A 17,240-nucleotide genomic window follows, 5' to 3' on the forward strand; every position below is an offset into this window, starting at 1 on the left:
CTAACTCTGAAGTTTTTCCATATCTTTTGAAACAGGATTTCGTTTGAAATAAGCTGTTAAAATCAAAACGGTTAATACGCTGAGTAGCGCATATAAGCCTAAGAACAACAGAAAGAGCATACCAAGATCTTCATTCTTAGTCGCAGCTTCTGCCGTCGTCTGAACGCGATAGATGGTCCAGGGCTGTCTGCCGCTACAGCTGAATACCCAGCCGAACTCAATGCCGAGCATAGAGAGTGGGCCTGATAAAACAAGCGACCATAAAAGCCACTTTGGAAATGGTTTTCCTTTTCTTTTTACAAAGAACCACCAGTAGGCTAAAGCTACTGCAGCAAGTCCTAATAAAAGTGTCCCAATCCCGACCATTAGGTTAAAGAGCGTGTGTACATAAAAAGGCGGCCACGTTTCCCGAGGAAACTCGTACAATCCTTTTACCTCGGTATCGAATTTTCCAGCAGCAAGCCAGCTGAGTGCCCAAGGGATCTCGATTCCGTACTTCACTTCCTCAGTCTTAGGATCTGTATATCCTCCAATTGCGAGTGGTGCATATCTTTGAGTCTCGAAAAGCCCTTCAGCTGCTGCTAGTTTTTCAGGAGAATGCTGATGCAAGATCTGAGCAGAATGATGACCTGAAACAGCAGAGACAAAGCTCATCAAAAGAGCGACGGTAAGAGACATGAACAATCCTTTTAGGTGGTAAGCGCGTTCGCGTTCAGGACGCTTCTTTAACAGTTTGAAAGCAGCTACCGAAGCAACGGCGAACGCTCCTGTCATATAAGCTGTAATGGCAACATGGAAAGATGAGGATAGAAAGCTAGGATTGAAGAAAGCATCCCACGGAGAAACATCATAGATCGTCCCATCCGGTTTGATCTTAAATCCATCTGGAGTATTCATCCAAGTATTAACCGCAGAAATTAAGATAGCAGACGCAACTGCTCCAAGTGCTACAAAAAATACAGATATCAAACGGAAATATCTCGGCAATCTGTCAGCAGCATATACGTAGATCGACATGAATAATGCTTCTAAGAAAAAAGCAAAGATCTCAATTTGAAAGGGCAGTGAGATGACCTTTCCTACAATCTCCATAAACCCTGGCCACAATAGGGATAATTGTACGCCGACAATCGTCCCGGATGGAATAGCAACCCCTAACAAAACGGCGAACGCCTTTGTCCAGCGCTTAGCCATGATAGCGTAATCGTTGTCCCCTTTTACTTGATGTATGATTTCGGCGATAACGATCATCAAAGGAAGACCCACACCAAGTGTTGCAAATATAATATGAAAACCTAGTGATGTACCAAAGAACGCTCTCGCGAGTACAACTGTATCCATGATTCGGACTCCTCCTAAGAAACTAAGAACTATGTAAGTAAACAATCTATAGTTAAGGTGTCAAAAAGAAGTAGAGTTTATGCATACGAACATTCTGTCATACAGAGCTCGTCTTCTGTCATATGCTGACTAAAAGGGGGTGAGTGCATGTTAGACAATGATAGTGTGTTCATCGAGGTGCTCAAGTTTAGTGGGATATTTGCCCCTTTATTGTTCATTCTTCTTCAAGCGTTTCGACAGTTCTTTTTTCTTCCGGTGGGCCTGATCTGTCTTACAGGCGGCATCTTATTTGGTGCAGTGGCAGGAGCGTTCTATTCAGTCATCGGAATCACGCTCTCGAGTGTTCTGTTTTATTGGGGAATGAAGAGCATGCCGAAACTGATGAAAAAAGTAAAAAAACTACAAAAAAAGTGGATTGGGAAACGAATGCCGTTTTCGGTAGGTCAGATTGCTATTTTAAAAATGATACCCTTTATGCATTTTCATCTACTGAGTCTATGCCTGATCGAGATCTCGTCAAATTTTAAAGAGTATACAAAAGCTAGTATCATATCAAACGTTCCGATCGCTATTCTTTACTCTTCGTTCGGCTCGGTATTATTTTCACTCTCGCTCGTTACTTCTGCAGCTATTCTTGTTGGATTATCTGTATTGTTTTACTTATTGAGAAGAAAAGAATGGGTGATGAAATGGAGTGAGTTCTTTGAGGAAGAGAAAGAAGAACACCATAAACAACGCATGCCTGCATAAGGTGTGCTTTTTTTGTTAGAATTTTTTTAGCTTGGTATGAAGAACAACTAAATTCACCCTCGAATGTAGGGCTAGATAACGTTATAATAGCTTAGGAATGAAAGGCAGGGATGAACGTGAAAATTAAAGAACTCTTTTCCATGCAGCGCGAATTGAACATGCGTATTGTGGAAGAACATAATCTTGATAATTCATCATTATTTGAACAGAGAAGATTAGCATTTCTAGTTGAGCTTGGCGAATTGGCTAACGAAACAAGATGCTTTAAATATTGGAGTAAACGTCCAGCTTCTGCTAAAGAAGTAATCTTAGAAGAATATGTAGATGGACTACATTTTGTTTTGTCAATCGGCTTAGATTTAGGAATTGCTGAGGTCGATATGACGAATGAGGTTGATCATAGTGAGAAAATGGACAAGATAGATATTAATACATTATTTTTAACGCTCTATCATGCGGGGGCTAAATCTCTATCGAGTAAAGAGTTTCAATCATTTTTTGATACTTTCTTAGGGTTAGGCGTGAAGCTCGGGTTCTCATTTGAAGAGATTGAAGGAGCTTATTTTGAAAAGAATAGAGTGAATCATGAGCGTCAAGATACGGGGTATTAATTCTTCTAGCCTCAAATGATAAACAAAAAACCCGGAAATTCCGGGTTTTACTTCAAGCCGTCTGAAAGTGTGTTTAAAATTTCTTCTTTCTTTTGTTGATCAGAGTTTTTCCAGATCACTTCAAAGAGAACGCCAAGACCAGGAAGCATTTTCTCTTCTCCACTCTCGATGGCATCTACAATCGTATCTTGTAATTGCTCTTTATTGTTGCCGGTAACGTTATGCAATACAGCTTTTCTAAGATCAAGATTCATGGATATGCACCTCTATTGATTTTTTCTTTTTTTATTGTGTACGTTCTGAGCATGTTTTATGAGAAAAAAGTAAAATATTTATGATTTAAAGGAGAACACCTGAAAATGAAGCACATTGAATCAGAGTCCAACGCTTCCTTGAAGCAATGGAAAAAACTTCATACAAAAAAAGAACGTGAAAAATCTGGGACGTTCTTGCTTGAAGGTCCGCATCTTATAGAAGAAGCTATTGCTTCTGGAGCAAAACTTCAACATGTAATCGTGGAAGAGAATTTTGAAATCAACGAGACTTGGTTAAAGGAAAAATTCAGCCTATGGTCTGTTCCGGCTAAATTAATGAAACAGCTTTCTGAAACAGAAAAACCACAAGGGATCATTGCCGTTTGTGAAATGTTGGATCAATCTGAAGAGCTCATCAAAAAAGGAGGTCGTTACCTTCTAATCGATGGCGTTCAAGACCCAGGAAACCTTGGAACGATTATTCGAACAGCTGATAGCGCGGGTCTAGACGGCGTATTCTTAGGCGAAGGTACAGCGGATCTTTATAATGGTAAAACCGTACGATCAACGCAAGGATCATTGTTTCATCTGCCTATCGTAAAAGCGAACTTGATAGAGATTATTGAACGTTGTAAAGCGCATGAACTGCCGGTAATATCGACTTCCCTTCAAAACTCTGTGGATATGCGAGAGACGCCTGATGTAGATGGGTTTGCTTTGATCATGGGCAATGAAGGCGCTGGTGTACAGGAGATTCTTCAACAAGAATCAACGTTGAATGTGAAGATTCCGATCTTCGGCAGTGCAGAGTCCCTAAACGTTTCTGTAGCAACGGGCATTCTTTTGTATGAATTACAGCGAAATCGTACGTAATTTGTGACATAGCGTTGCAATTATAGAATTTTTTCATATATAATGAAAAAGATGAATGGAATAGCATTAAAAAACGAAGATGGAGAAAAGTAGATAATGATTCCGCCAAAAAGGGAGGAAATGTCTTAGACTGTGAGCATTTCTTTGGTAGGTGTTATTGAATTCACTCCGGAGTTGTCACCTGAAACGTTAAGTAGGGCTGACCGGTGAAGAGCCGTTATTAAAATGAAGTGAACAGTGTATTTTTCATTGTTAAATTGGGTGGTACCGCGAACTCCTCGTCCCTTACTGGATGAGGAGTTTTTTTATATTTTTTTAGGAGGGGTTGCACGGTGAAAGACCGTTTAGAAGCTTTAAAAGTAGAAGCGATCGGCCAGATCAAAGAAGCCCAAGATTTAAAAGATCTGCAAGCTGTTAAGGTAGCTTATTTAGGAAAGAAAGGACCCATTACAGAAGTATTAAAAGGGATGGGGAAACTCTCTGCTGAAGAAAGACCTGTTATTGGTGCTTATGCCAACGAAGTTCGTGACAGCATCCAACAGGAACTAGATAAAAAACAAAGCGCGCTTGAGGATGCAGCAATCGCGGAAAAGCTTTCAAAAGAAACGATCGATGTTTCATTACCAGGAAGACCTGTAAAGAAAGGAAATCCTCACCCGTTAACAGCAGTTGTTACGGAGATTGAAGATCTGTTCTTGAGCATGGGCTTCACGATCGCAGAAGGTCCAGAAGTAGAAACAGATTATTACAATTTTGAAGCGCTAAACTTGCCAAAAGGGCACCCTGCGCGTGATATGCAGGACTCATTCTTTATTACAGAGGATATCCTTCTTCGTACACAAACGTCACCTGTTCAAGCACGTACGATGGAAAAGCATGAAGGTGAAGGACCTGTGAAAATCATTTCTCCAGGTAAGGTTTACCGAAGAGATAACGATGATGCAACACACTCTCATCAGTTCATGCAGATCGAAGGACTCGTTGTAGACCAAAACGTTCGTTTAAGTGATTTAAAAGGTGTTCTTGAAACGTTCGCGAAGAAAATGTTCGGTGAAGATCGTAAAATTCGTCTTCGTCCAAGTTTCTTCCCTTTTACAGAACCATCTGTTGAAATGGACATCTCTTGTTTTAAGTGTAGTGGAAAAGGCTGTTCGATCTGTAAACAAACAGGCTGGATTGAGATCTTAGGAGCAGGTATGGTTCATCCGAACGTACTTGAGATGGCTGGATTCGATTCAAAGAAATACACAGGTTTTGCATTTGGTATGGGACCTGAACGTATCGCGATGCTCAAATATGGAATTGATGATATCCGTCATTTCTATGCGAACGATATCCGGTTTTTAAAACAATTCAAAAATGCATAACTTGAGGAGGGGAAATATATGCTAATCTCTTATAACTGGCTAAAAGAATATGTAAATATAGAAATCTCACCGTCTGAACTCGCAGATAAGATTACAAAAAGCGGTATTGAAGTCGAGATGGTCGAGTCATTAAACAAAGGAATCAGTGGAGTAGTTGTTGGGTATGTGGAAGAATGTATTCAGCATCCGAACGCTGACAAGCTAAGAGTTTGTAAAGTAGATGTTGGTCAAGGTGAAGTCTCACAGATTGTTTGTGGTGCACCGAATGTAGCTCAAGGCCAAAAAGTGGCTGTGGCTGTACCTGGTGCCGTTCTTCCGGGTAACTTTAAAATTAAAAAAGCAAAACTTCGCGGTGAAGAATCTCACGGAATGATTTGTTCGCTTACAGAGTTAGGTGTTGATACAAAATTAGTTCCAAAAGAATATGCAACAGGAATCTTTGTGATGCCATCTGACGCAGAGCCTGGAAGTGATGCTTTAGAATACTTAAATCTGAATGATCATGTACTGGAACTTGGACTTACGCCAAACCGAGCTGATTGCCTGAACGTAATCGGTGTTGCAAATGAAGTAGCAGCAATTTTAAAACAAGAAGTGAAACTTCCAAACACATCGATCAATACATCAGAAGAAAAAGCAGAAGATTTTATTTCCGTTCAGATCGAATCACTTGAAGATAACCCTTATTACGGTGCGATGATTATCCGCGATGTTAAGATTGGTCCTTCACCACTTTGGATGCAGAACCGATTAATGGCATCAGGCATTCGTCCGATCAATAACATTGTTGATATCACAAACTATGTACTTCTTGAATATGGTCAGCCACTACACGCTTTTGACTATAACCGATTAGGTTCTAAAGAGATTGTCATCCGACGTGCTACAGAAGGTGAGCACATTCAAACGCTTGATGATCAGGATCGTAAACTTAAAGATACTCACTTGGTGATTACAAATGGTAAAGATCCGATTGCAGTAGCTGGGGTTATGGGTGGCGCAACGAGTGAAGTTCAATCTGACACAACAAACGTACTTTTAGAAGCAGCCTATTTTGCTTCAGGTCGTGTAAGAGCAGCTTCTAAAGATCTTGGCTTACGTAGTGAAGCGAGTTCAAGATATGAAAAAGGCATCGATCGTAACCGAGTATATGCTGCAGCAATGAGAGCTGCTAGCCTTATGGCGGAACTTGCTGGAGGCAAAGTGGCTGAAGGAATCGTTGAAGCGGGTAAACGAGAAGTTAACACATACAGTGTGAAGATGGATGTTTCAAGAATGAACAACCTCTTGGGAACTGAGATTACATCTGAACAGACTGCATCTATCTTTAAGCGTTTAGGTTTTGGTTATAAAGAATCTAACGGACAGTTCGAAGTAAACGTACCTTCCCGCAGACCAGACATAACGATCGAAGCGGATTTGATTGAAGAAGTAGGACGTATCTATGGATATGATCGTATCCCGACTACGTACCTTTTATCAGAAGCGCGTCCGGGTGGCCTAACGAAGAATCAGGCACAACGACGTAATATCAGAACGTATCTAGAAGGTGCGGGGCTATATCAAGCTGTAACATACGCCTTGACTACTCCTGCAAAGTCTACTCATTTCTCATTTAGTGACGAGAAGGTATATCCGATCTCAGTTGCGCATCCGATGAGTGAAGAGCGCAGTACTTTAAGAATGAGTTTATTGCCACAGCTTCTAGAAGTGCTTCAATACAACAGAAATCGTTCGATGGAAGACCTCGCTATCTATGAGATGGGATCAGTCTTCATCAATAGACAAGAGGTACTGAAGGACCTTCCAGAAGAGTATGTGTTCGTTTCAGGAGCTGTTACAGGTGTATTTAACGAGCATCTTTGGCAAGGAGAAAGAAAGACTGTTGATTTTTATGTGTTAAAAGGGATCTTAGAAGGTCTCATGGGTGAATTGAACCTTTCTGAACGCATCACATATGAAGCTGGAGAAATTGAAAACATGCATCCAGGAAGAACGGCAATCGTGAAACTTGATGGTATTTCTGTAGGATTTGTTGGTCAGCTTCATCCGGCTCTTCAAAAAGACTTGGATGTAAAAGATACGTATGTGTTCGAGTTGAACGCAACTAGTCTATTAGAGAAAGAAACAGATCAGATAATCTATCAAACATTGCCGCGTTATCCTTCCATTACACGTGATATCGCTCTTGTAGTTGATCAAGAACTTCCAGCAGGAGATCTGACAACTGTTATCCAGGCTGCAGGTGGAGCATTGTTAAAAGAAGTAAATCTTTTTGATTTGTATGAAGGTGATAAGATGGAAGCTGGTAAGAAATCACTTGCCTTCTCACTGAAATATTTCGATCCAGAACGCACGTTAACAGATGAAGAAGTCGTAACGGCGCATGACCGCGTATTAAAGAGCTTAGAAGAACGCTTTGGCGCTCAGCTAAGAAAATAAACCACACAAAAACCGGTTCATCCATAATGGATGAACCGGTTTTTTTAATAGGCTGTTTTCTAAAAGATTGTTGCTTTAAATCTTTTTTTAACTTCTTTGACTGTTGATTGGAGTGGAAGGTGCGTGCCAACTACTTGAGATGCTTCTCGCAAGGCATGCGACGAGGAAGCTAACTGCGGTAGCATTAACTTGTAGACGCAGGAGCAAGAATATTTCTATGAAACGGCTCAGGTGAGACACTTAAAAGTGAAACGTACCAATGTGGCTCACCGCCTGCCCCGTGGAAAGCGAGCATCCTGGAACGGAAATCAACACTCCCAAAATCAGAAACAGCCTATTCCTATCATCTACTTCTACTAGCTTCGTTTTTTGCGTAACAGCTTCAAGGCTTTTTGCGTATTTGCAAAATGCTTCTTTGTTGCCGTATCAAAAACAGTATCTCCATATTTTTCAACGAGCTCAGCCGCCTTTACATCCACGTGTGGACCTGCCCCTTTTGGAATAACGGTATTAAAACGGTGCCCTAGCTTATCCATTTCTTTTAAAAAGCTATATCTGGCTAAGATTGAAGCTGCAGCAACAGAAAGATGAATCGATTCGCCTTTTGTGGCAAAATAAAGCCCTTCTTTTAAGAGGTTCTTCTCTCTTGTTAAGTAGTTAAAGTAAACACCAGGTTCACAGAACTGATCGACTAGTATACCTTCGATCTCTTCACCTTCAATTTTTGCTTTAACGTTTTGGAGAGCTCGGTTATGAAGGATCGCCTTAATCTTTCCTTGCGTCATCCCTTTTTGCTGAAGTTCGTTATACTTCTCATTATTCAGGACGAGAAGAGAGTATGGGACGGTATGGATGAGTTCTTTTGCGATCTGAATGATCTGTTTGTCATTTAAGTGCTTGGAATCTTTTACACCTAGTTCTTTTACGAGTTCAAGATTAGCTCTAGAAACGTATGCGGCGGCAACAGTCATGGGTCCAAAGTAATCTCCTGTTCCAACTTCGTCACTTCCGATCATCGATAATTCTGATGCGTTCTGTGGTGGTGCATACTGATGAGGCGGTTTCACCGTTTTACTTTTCTCTTTAGGGACGGAAACTTCACCTGAGTATTTTTGAGAAGCAGCTTCAGCTCCCTTACCTTGGAAAAGGACTTTGCCCGACTGGTATGCTGTAACGGTGCAATCGGTGAGTTTGGCTGAAAAAACTGCTCCAGGTGGCGTTTTAGCGGATAGAACGGATGAGAGTTCTTTTTTCATTTGAAGTATTTCTGAATTTGTCATCTTTTTAACAACGTGAGACATAATAGTGATCCTCCTAAAAATGAAGAGATTTCCAAATATATCAAAAAAACGCTACAATAGAACAGAAATATTTTCAACTATGAACGATATTTGATAAGATAAAGATTAGAGTATTCATTAAATGAATGATCCTTTGTATGTTAAGGAGGTTATTTTGTGGCGGAAGAGAAAAAGAAAAACCGTACGACGGTCGAAATCTATGGACAACGATATGTAATTGCAGGGACCGAATCCTCCAGCCACATTCATTTAGTAGCTGATAAAGTAGACTTGAAAATGAGAGAGATACAATCTCATAACCGGTTTCTCGACACGAAACAACTTGCTGTACTTACAGCAGTAAATACAATGAACGAATATTTAAAGATTAAAGAAGAGCTGAAAAAATTGCAACAGCGAATTGGAAAAGAGGAAAGTTAGTATGTTGGATTTGATTTTAATTATTATATTAGCAGGTGGATTTTTAATCGGGTTAAAACGAGGTTTCATCATGCAGCTCGTTCATTTGGTCGGATTCATAGCAGCCTATATCGTTGCTTATCTGTATTATGACGATCTTGCGCCTAAGTTAGAGTTGTGGATTCCATATCCTTCTTCAAATGATAGTTCTGTATCCTTCTTAATGAACAGCATTTCACTTGAACAAGCTTATTATAATGCGATAGCCTTTGCGATATTGTTCTTCGCCACCAAGATCATCTTGCAGATTCTTGGGTCTATGCTTGATTTTCTTGCAAACTTACCGATTCTTCATACGTTCAATAGATGGCTCGGTGGTTTACTAGGTTTTGTAGAAGTCTATTTAATCGTGTTTATTTTATTGTATATCGCAACATTAGTTCCGATAGAAGCCTTTCAAGCTCATTATGAAAATTCATGGATCGCACAGGGAATGGTCAAAAACACCCCCGTATTTTCTGAGTCCGTAAAGGAAATGTGGATGAAACATATGGCATAACTTCTCCCAGCGCGGAGAAGTTTTTTTCTTTGTTGTTTATACTCAGTTGTTCTTGAATGTAGTGATTTCCGCTTCAGGCTGCTCGCTTTCCGCGGGGCAGGCGGTGAGCCCCTTGCCGCTTTGCGCCGTTAAGGGTCTCACCTGACCGCTTGTCCTAGCCTAGAGTCTCGCATCCTTCTGCTCCAATCAACTTGTCAAAGAAGTTAATAAAAAAACAACACAAATAAACCATTTTTTAGAAGTTTATTTTGCACACTTTGTTAAAAGAAATCAAAGAAGTACTTGAGTTTCGCACACACTTGCTCGCTTTCAGGGATGTGTCATTAGTTCAACGTGTCAAATACTTCATAAGTACCAAACTCGTAGAAAATAGCCTTTGTCTTTCTAGCCATACAATTATAATAGAGGTGAGCTTATTATGGTAAATAAAAAAGAGGTAGTACGTGCACTTGAACAGATTGCTTTGTACCTTGAGATCTTAGGAGAGAATTCGTTTAAAGTTTCCGCATATCGTAAAGCAGCGAACGCTCTTGAGAGTGATGAGCGAACGATGGACGAGATCGGCGATGTTTCAAAACTGAAAGGTATCGGCAAAGGTACAGCTTCTGTAATCATAGAAATATTAGAAAAAGGCAAGTCAGAACTTTTGGTAGAACTTCAGGAAAAAGTACCGTCTGAATTGATTACACTGCTACAAGTTCCAAATCTCGGAGGTAAGAAAATCGCTAAACTTTATTCCGAGTTAGGCATAACGAATATTGAATCTCTAAAAGAAGCATGTGAAAATGGTAAAGTAAGGGCATTGGCAGGGTTTGGTGCTAAAACGGAAGAGAAGATTTTAGCATCCTTAAAGGATCTAGGGAAAAGACCGGAAAGGCTTCCAATTGCCTATATGCTGCCCATTGCAGAGAAAATAGAATCTCAGTTAAAAAGAATGAAAAATATTGAGAAATACTCTAGAGCAGGAAGTCTCAGACGGTACCGAGAAACGATCAAAGACTTGGATTTTATTATTTCAAGTGAACATCCGGGTGAAGTAAAAGAGCAACTCTTGAAACTAGATGGAGTCATTGATGTGATAGCAAGCGGAGATACAAAGGTTTCCCTCGTACTCGATGAAAAGCTTTCTGTATCCGTTGACTTTCGTATCGTACAACCCCATCAGTTTGCTACGACACTTCATCATTTTACGGGATCTATGGAGCATAACGTTAAAATGCGTCAGCTTGCAAAAGCTAGAGGCGAAAAGATCAGTGAATATGGAGTAGAAAATATAGAAACTGGTGAAATTCTTACATTTGAAACGGAAGAGGATTTCTATGCTCATTTTTCATTGAATTGGATTCCTCCTGAAGCGAGAGAATCTGGTGAAGAAATAGAGCTATTTAAGGATGGTCATGATCTGATTCAATTATCCGACATAAAAGGAGATCTTCATCTGCATTCTACTTGGAGTGATGGGGCGTTCTCGATCGAAGAAATGGCTGAAGAAGCACGAAGTAAAGGCTATGAGTATATGGCGATTACAGATCATTCTCAATATTTACGAGTAGCAAACGGGCTAACTCCTGAGAGAGTGCGCATGCAACGACAAGAGATTAATAAGTTAAATAAAAAGTATACCGATTTTAAGATACTAGCTGGAATCGAGATGGATATTCTACCAGATGGTACACTTGATTATGATGATGAATTGTTAGATGAGATGGATTTTGTTATTGCTAGCATCCATTCTGCGTTCTCTCAAGATCAAAGCAAGATCATGGATCGTTTGAAGACGGCGTTAAAACACAAAAAAGTGAATCTGATCGCTCACCCAACGGGGCGTCTGATTGGACGTAGAGAAGGATACGACGTGGATGTAGATACCCTGCTGCAGCTTGCTTATGAAACAGGTACCGCTGTTGAGTTGAATGCGAATCCCAATCGTCTTGACCTTGCGCCCCAGTGGTTAAAGAAAGCTCAGGAACTTGGAGTAAAGATTGCGATCAATACAGATGCACATTATAAAGACACGATGAAACATATGGAGATTGGAGCAGCGGTTGCTCGAAAAGGTTTTGTTCGAAAAAGCAATGTGTTAAACACAATGACATTAAACGAACTAAAAACTTATTTAAACCGTTAAAAATAGCTCTAGGTCCTGGGATCAGGAGGAAGAATATATGCAAGAAAAAATGCTGCGTGTTTTAGAACTAAGAAAAGTGATCGATCGTCTAAAAAAGCATGCAAGCTGCTCACTTGGACTAAATAAGATTAATTCTTTAATGCCGTTTACAACACTTGAAGAAGTAAACGAGGCACAAGATGCCACAGACGAAGGAGTAAAGATTCTCCGTTTAAAAGGACAAGTTCCATTCGGCGGAATCTTTGATGTTTCTTCAAATGTTAAGCGATCAAAGATTGGTAGTCTGCTAAATGAAGAAGATTTAATGGACATCGCTTCAACTCTATATGGTGGTAGACGCTTTAAGCGTTTTATCGAGGGCTTGGTTGAGGATGGAATTGAACTGCGCATTCTTAAGAATGCAGCGGAAAACATCATTCCTCTTCATGAGCTAGAACAAGAAATTAAAAGTTGTATCGATGACAACGGACATATGATGGATAGCGCTAGTCCTGAACTTCGTGCGATTCGTCAGCAGTTGCGTACGTATGAAACGCGCGTAAGAGAAAAACTGGAATCAATCGTTAGATCGTCCAGCTATCAAAAAATGTTGTCTGACTCGATCATCACGATTCGTAACGACCGATTCGTTATTCCTGTTAAACAAGAGTACAGAGGTAATTTTGGCGGAATGGTCCATGATCAATCAGCGAGTGGAGCAACTTTGTTCATTGAACCTCAATCTGTTATGACAGTTAACAATCAAGTGAAAGAAGCTAAAGCGAAAGAAGCTCGTGAGATCGAGAAGATTTTAAGAGAACTGACTGCTGGAGTAGCAGAACATGCTGATGATATTCTGCTGAACGTAGATATTTTAGCAGAGATGGATTTTATTTTAGCAAAAGCAAGATTTGCCAATGAGCTAAAATGTACGCGTCCGATTATGAATGACAAAGGATTTATATCCCTGAACAGTGGCCGCCATCCTCTGCTCGATCAGGAAACGGTTGTTCCAACGAGTGTGATGTTAGGAGGCGAGTATCAATCACTCGTCATTACAGGTCCGAATACAGGTGGTAAAACAGTTACCCTAAAAACCATCGGACTTCTTACTCTTATGGCACAATGTGGCCTTCAGATACCTGCTGGAGAACAATCAGAAATGGCTGTTTTCAAGAACATATATGCTGACATAGGTGATGAACAGTCTATTGAACAATCACTGAGTACATTTTCTTCACATATGGTTAACATCGTAGACATCTTAAACAAGATCGACTATGAATCACTCGTACTCTTTGATGAACTAGGAGCTGGGACAGATCCTCAAGAAGGGGCAGCCCTAGCTATTTCGATTCTAGACTTCGTGTTTGCCCGAGGAGCACGTGTTGTTGCCACTACCCATTATAGTGAGCTAAAAGCATATGCTTATAACCGTCCTGGTGTTATGAACGCTTCTGTAGAATTTAATGTGCAGACGTTAAGACCTACTTATCGTTTATTAGTAGGAGTGCCAGGACGAAGTAACGCGTTTGAGATCTCTAAAAGACTCGGTCTACGTCAGGATATCATTGATTCAGCTCGCTCTCAGATCAGTGAAGACGAGAACAAGATTGATAATATGATAAAGTCATTAGAGGATAATCGTAAGAAAGCAGAAAAAGAGATGGAAGAAGCAGAGGATAGAAGAAAAGAAGCAGAGTCTATTAAGAGTGATCTAGAGAAAGAACTCGAACTGTTTCAGAATGAAAAAGATCGTCTGTATGAAAAAGCAAAGCAGGAAGCAGAAAAAGCGATCGAAAAAGCACGTGAAACAGCAGAAGAGATCATTCATGAAATTCGTGAACTTCAAAAATCGGGTGGACAGATTAAAGAACATAAATTGATCGAAGCAAAAAAGAGATTGGAAGAAGCTGTTCCCAAATCAAAAGCTAAAAACAAGAAGTTAAAACCTGTATCTACAAAACAAGAATATGTTCCCGGTGACGAAGTGCGAGTACTTACTGTAGGTCAAAAAGGACATATCGTGGAAAAAGTAAGTAACAACGAATACCAAGTTCAGATAGGGATTCTAAAGATGAATGTATCTGAAAAAGATTTAGAGTGGGTAAAACAAAGTAAACCGAAACCTGAACCGCGTTCATTCGTAAAAGTATCAGGAAGCTCAGATTCTTCTCGCCCAGAACTTGACTTAAGAGGGAAAAGATATGAAGATGCTATGTTAGAGGTGGATCGATATCTAGATGAAGCGCTTCTAGCTGGTTTCAACCAAGTATATATCATCCATGGTAAAGGGACAGGTGCACTAAGAAAAGGTGTTCAAGAGCTGTTGAAAACGCATCGAAATGTTAAATCCACTAGAATGGGTGCAGCTGGTGAAGGCGGAGGCGGAGTAACAGTCGCTGTATTGAAGTAGAAGAGGGATTTAAACCAAGCCGTTTACAAAGGGGTATTGTTGAATGGATTTTATGAGTAACGCTTTTATTAAAACAGCAGCTAACTATAGCGTTGTCGTGCTATGTCTAGTCGTCTTTTTGGCTGTGTTTGAACTGGTTACGCGTTATAAAAATTGGGTCGAGATCAAGAAAGGGAACTTATCCGTCGCTATGGCTACGGGCGGAAAGATTTTCGGAATCGCGAACATCTTTCGTTATTCGATCGCTCAAAATGATTCCATACTGATGATGATAACGTGGAGTGCCTATGGATTTATCCTACTCTTGATCGGTTATTTTATCTTTGAATTCTTAACCCCAAAGTTTCAGATCGATAAAGAAATCGAGAACGATAACCGAGCAGTTGGTTTCATATCGATGATCATCTCGATCGGTTTATCATTTGTAATCGGTGAAGGAATCGAATAGCTGAAGGGAAAAAATATGGAAACGTTATTTAAAGTGTTGTTTGTATTAAGCGGAGTATTCATCGCTGCCGGACTTATCTACTTATTCTTCTTTGCGTAAGTCTCAAAACCAGTTCTCAATTCGGAGAACTGGTTTTTTCTTGCCTGATATTCTTTAAAAGAAAGATCGCTACTGTTGGTTTGCTTGTTACTTATCAATACTCTATAGGAATGTTGATCTTATGAATCTTTCTTCATGCAAGTTGATTGGAGCGCAAGGTTGCCGACTCCTGCGGGACAGGCGGGCAGGTGAGACACTTAAAAGTGAAACGTACGAATGTGGCTCACCGCCTGCCCCGCGGAAAGCGAGCAACGTGGAGCGGAAATCAACTCCTTTCAAACCCTACGGTGAATTCGCAACAAAAAGATTTTTTGCTTATGCTCAAAACCAGTTTCTAGAACCGTATTATTGAATTATTTATAATTTTTAAAAAAGTATATAAAATTGTATACGTTTTCAATATAATAGGAATAAAGATATAGAAATTTTGAAGGAAGGCGTGAATTAAAGGAGGAGATGCAAGTGGAAAGACGGTGGCTCAACAGTTACCCTAGTGAAATTCCGGGACATCTTGATTACGACAGCAAACCTTTATTCGCGTATTTAGAATCAGCAGCAGAAGAAAAAAAAGATAAAACTGCTGTACATTTTTTAGGTAAGACATTAACATTCGGCGAACTTCAAGAATGCAGTTTGCGCTTCGCACATGCTCTAACAACGCTTGGTGTAAAAAAAGGTGATCGTGTTGCCATCATGCTGCCCAACTGCCCGCAGGCAGTTATCGCCTATTACGGCACGCTTTTTATAGGCGGAATTGTCGTACAGACGAATCCTCTTTACACGGAGAGAGAGTTACGTCATCAGTTATCTGACAGCGGGGCAAAAGTCATTGTAGGATTGGATCTTTTGTTTGGAAGAATATCAGCCGTTCGAGGAGATACGAACATTGAACACATCATTATGACATCTGTGAAGGATTATCTGCCTTTTCCTAAGAATTTGATCTATCCATTTATTCAAAAGAGGCAGAATCCAACGGTAGTCGTTGATATTACCTACAATCATGAAGTTCATTCGTTTAAAGATCTGCTGAAACGTTCTCAACCAATCAAGCCTCAAGTAAAGGTTGATCCTAATGAGGATCTTGCGTTGTTGCAGTACACTGGAGGTACAACAGGTCCAGCAAAAGGTGTGATGCTGACTCACAAAAACCTAGTCACGAATGCGTTACAGTGCAATACATGGATGTATAAAAACAGAGAGGGAAAAGAAAAGATTCTTGGAGCTCTGCCTTTTTTTCATGTATATGGTATGACGTGTGTGATGAACCTTGGCATCATAACAAAAGCAGAGATGATCATCCTGCCGCGGTTTGATCCAGTGCAAGTTTTGAAGACGATTCATAAGGAACGACCAACTTTATTTCCAGGCGCTCCGACTATGTATATCGCACTTCTGAATCATCCAGATTTAAACAAATATGATCTTTCATCCATTCAAGCATGTATAAGCGGGTCGGCTGCCCTGCCGCTTGAAGTGCAACAAAAATTCCAGGCTGTTATTTCAGGTTCGTTAGTAGAGGGGTATGGACTAACAGAGGCTTCACCTGTTACACATGCAAATCTCATATATGGTGATCAGATAAGAGGTAGTATTGGTTTACCTTGGCCGAACACGGAAGCAGCAATCATCTCAGCTGAGACAGGCGAATGGGCAGAGCCAGGTGAGATTGGAGAATTAGCTGTAAGAGGACCTCAGGTTATGAAAGGGTATTGGAACCAACCCGAAGAAACCGCATCTGTATTCAGAGAAGATTGGTTGATTACAGGGGATATGGGCTATATGGATGAAAAAGGTTACTTTTACATCGTGGACCGTAAGAAAGACTTGATCATCGCAGGAGGATTCAATATTTATCCTCGTGAAGTAGAAGAGGTTTTATATGAACACGAAAAAGTAAAAGAAGCTGTAGTAGTCGGTGTGCCTGATGCATACAGAGGAGAAACGGTTAAAGCTTTTGTGGTGTTAAAGGAAGGAACAGAATGTACGGAAGAAGAACTTAACAAATTCTGCCGAGAGCATCTTGCTTCCTTTAAAGTACCTAGGCTTTATGAGTTCAGACAAGAGCTGCCTAAGACCATGGTAGGAAAGATTTTAAGAAGAGTTCTTTTGGAAGAAGAACGTGAAAAAGCCAAACAAAGTTCGTGAAAGCTGCCACTTGGCGGCTTTTTCTATTGTTAAACGATCACTCATTGTGAAATGAAAAACGTTACCTTCAAGTTAAACTTGTAAAATGTATAGAAAAAATGACATAATGAAATTGACAGAAAAGA

At 40.3% G+C, this 17,240-nt stretch carries 14 protein-coding genes and 1 other annotated feature; of the genes, 11 read left to right on the forward strand and 3 right to left on the reverse strand.

The features are described 5' to 3' along the window. Nucleotides 1-1,341, reverse strand: a complete 1,341-nt coding sequence (locus tag ACFS5O_RS09530; RefSeq protein ID WP_066396714.1) for a cytochrome ubiquinol oxidase subunit I — start codon at nt 1,339-1,341, stop codon at nt 1-3. Nucleotides 1,342-1,488: 147 nt separating this feature from the next. On the opposite strand from ACFS5O_RS09530, the gene ACFS5O_RS09535 reads away from it, so the two are divergent. Together ACFS5O_RS09535 and ACFS5O_RS09540 are read left to right on the forward strand one after the other, a co-directional pair. Next, nucleotides 1,489-2,091 (forward strand): TVP38/TMEM64 family protein, encoded by a 603-nt coding sequence (locus ACFS5O_RS09535; RefSeq protein ID WP_205727019.1) that lies wholly within the window; start codon nt 1,489-1,491, stop codon nt 2,089-2,091. A gap of 110 nt (nt 2,092-2,201) precedes the next feature. Continuing rightward, complete coding sequence (locus tag ACFS5O_RS09540; protein WP_318300257.1) at nt 2,202-2,702, forward strand: dUTP diphosphatase; 501 nt, start codon at nt 2,202-2,204, stop codon at nt 2,700-2,702. 47 nt (nt 2,703-2,749) lie between these two features. On the opposite strand, the gene sspI is transcribed toward ACFS5O_RS09540, so the two are convergent. Further along, on the reverse strand, nt 2,750-2,956 hold the full coding sequence (gene sspI / locus ACFS5O_RS09545; RefSeq protein WP_066396708.1) for a small acid-soluble spore protein SspI: 207 nt from the start codon (nt 2,954-2,956) through the stop codon (nt 2,750-2,752). 105 nt (nt 2,957-3,061) lie between these two features. Here sspI and ACFS5O_RS09550 point away from each other — a divergent pair, with 105 nt between their 5' ends. The 3 genes from ACFS5O_RS09550 (at nt 3,062) to pheT (ending at nt 7,638) form a co-directional block, all read left to right on the forward strand. Beyond that, a complete protein-coding gene (locus tag ACFS5O_RS09550; RefSeq protein ID WP_205727017.1) occupies nt 3,062-3,829 on the forward strand; it encodes a TrmH family RNA methyltransferase in 768 nt (255 codons plus the stop codon). A gap of 67 nt (nt 3,830-3,896) precedes the next feature. Then, nucleotides 3,897-4,118: a binding site (T-box leader), on the forward strand. Between the two features lie 43 nt (nt 4,119-4,161). Next, nucleotides 4,162-5,196 carry a phenylalanine--tRNA ligase subunit alpha gene (gene pheS / locus ACFS5O_RS09555; RefSeq protein ID WP_205727016.1) on the forward strand — a complete coding sequence of 345 codons (1,035 nt, stop codon included), beginning with the start codon at nt 4,162-4,164 and terminating at the stop codon, nt 5,194-5,196. 18 nt (nt 5,197-5,214) lie between these two features. Further along, a complete protein-coding gene (gene pheT, locus ACFS5O_RS09560) occupies nt 5,215-7,638 on the forward strand; it encodes a phenylalanine--tRNA ligase subunit beta (RefSeq protein WP_205727015.1) in 2,424 nt (807 codons plus the stop codon). Between the two features lie 356 nt (nt 7,639-7,994). Here pheT and rnhC read toward each other — a convergent pair whose 3' ends face one another. After that, nucleotides 7,995-8,939, reverse strand: a complete 945-nt coding sequence (rnhC, locus tag ACFS5O_RS09565; protein WP_205727014.1) for a ribonuclease HIII — start codon at nt 8,937-8,939, stop codon at nt 7,995-7,997. A gap of 156 nt (nt 8,940-9,095) precedes the next feature. On the opposite strand from rnhC, the gene zapA reads away from it, so the two are divergent. From zapA to ACFS5O_RS09595, 6 genes are all read left to right on the forward strand, one after another. Then, nucleotides 9,096-9,359, forward strand: a complete 264-nt coding sequence (zapA, locus tag ACFS5O_RS09570; protein WP_144698705.1) for a cell division protein ZapA — start codon at nt 9,096-9,098, stop codon at nt 9,357-9,359. A 1-nt stretch (nt 9,360) separates the two neighbouring features. Further along, nucleotides 9,361-9,897: a CvpA family protein gene (locus ACFS5O_RS09575; RefSeq protein ID WP_205727013.1), complete on the forward strand. Its 537-nt coding sequence runs from the start codon at nt 9,361-9,363 to the stop codon at nt 9,895-9,897. A gap of 415 nt (nt 9,898-10,312) precedes the next feature. Continuing rightward, complete coding sequence (polX, locus tag ACFS5O_RS09580; protein ID WP_205727324.1) at nt 10,313-12,025, forward strand: DNA polymerase/3'-5' exonuclease PolX; 1,713 nt, start codon at nt 10,313-10,315, stop codon at nt 12,023-12,025. A gap of 37 nt (nt 12,026-12,062) precedes the next feature. Further along, nucleotides 12,063-14,420, forward strand: coding sequence for an endonuclease MutS2 (locus ACFS5O_RS09585; RefSeq protein WP_205727012.1), 2,358 nt, complete (start codon nt 12,063-12,065; stop codon nt 14,418-14,420). A 43-nt stretch (nt 14,421-14,463) separates the two neighbouring features. Continuing rightward, nucleotides 14,464-14,868 (forward strand): DUF350 domain-containing protein, encoded by a 405-nt coding sequence (locus ACFS5O_RS09590; protein WP_066396690.1) that lies wholly within the window; start codon nt 14,464-14,466, stop codon nt 14,866-14,868. A 555-nt stretch (nt 14,869-15,423) separates the two neighbouring features. Then, nucleotides 15,424-17,115, forward strand: coding sequence for a long-chain-fatty-acid--CoA ligase (locus ACFS5O_RS09595; protein ID WP_205727011.1), 1,692 nt, complete (start codon nt 15,424-15,426; stop codon nt 17,113-17,115). The last annotated feature ends 125 nt before the right edge of the window (nt 17,116-17,240 follow it).

The organism is Fictibacillus nanhaiensis, assembly GCF_042686385.1.
GTDB lineage: Bacteria > Bacillota > Bacilli > Bacillales > Fictibacillaceae > Fictibacillus > Fictibacillus nanhaiensis.

What these genes read in the sequence shown, in the direction of transcription:
- ACFS5O_RS09595 (WP_205727011.1), top strand. Translation starts at nt 15,424, where the DNA reads ATGCAAGTGGAAAGACGGTGGCTCAACAGTTACCCTAGTGAAATTCCG.
- ACFS5O_RS09530 (WP_066396714.1), bottom strand. Translation starts at nt 1,341, where the DNA reads ATGGATACAGTTGTACTCGCGAGAGCGTTCTTTGGTACATCACTAGGT.
- ACFS5O_RS09585 (WP_205727012.1), top strand. Translation starts at nt 12,063, where the DNA reads ATGCAAGAAAAAATGCTGCGTGTTTTAGAACTAAGAAAAGTGATCGAT.
- rnhC (WP_205727014.1), bottom strand. Translation starts at nt 8,939, where the DNA reads ATGTCTCACGTTGTTAAAAAGATGACAAATTCAGAAATACTTCAAATG.
- ACFS5O_RS09575 (WP_205727013.1), top strand. Translation starts at nt 9,361, where the DNA reads ATGTTGGATTTGATTTTAATTATTATATTAGCAGGTGGATTTTTAATC.
- sspI (WP_066396708.1), bottom strand. Translation starts at nt 2,956, where the DNA reads ATGAATCTTGATCTTAGAAAAGCTGTATTGCATAACGTTACCGGCAAC.
- pheT (WP_205727015.1), top strand. Translation starts at nt 5,215, where the DNA reads ATGCTAATCTCTTATAACTGGCTAAAAGAATATGTAAATATAGAAATC.
- ACFS5O_RS09540 (WP_318300257.1), top strand. Translation starts at nt 2,202, where the DNA reads ATGAACGTGAAAATTAAAGAACTCTTTTCCATGCAGCGCGAATTGAAC.
- ACFS5O_RS09590 (WP_066396690.1), top strand. Translation starts at nt 14,464, where the DNA reads ATGGATTTTATGAGTAACGCTTTTATTAAAACAGCAGCTAACTATAGC.
- ACFS5O_RS09550 (WP_205727017.1), top strand. Translation starts at nt 3,062, where the DNA reads ATGAAGCACATTGAATCAGAGTCCAACGCTTCCTTGAAGCAATGGAAA.
- ACFS5O_RS09535 (WP_205727019.1), top strand. Translation starts at nt 1,489, where the DNA reads ATGTTAGACAATGATAGTGTGTTCATCGAGGTGCTCAAGTTTAGTGGG.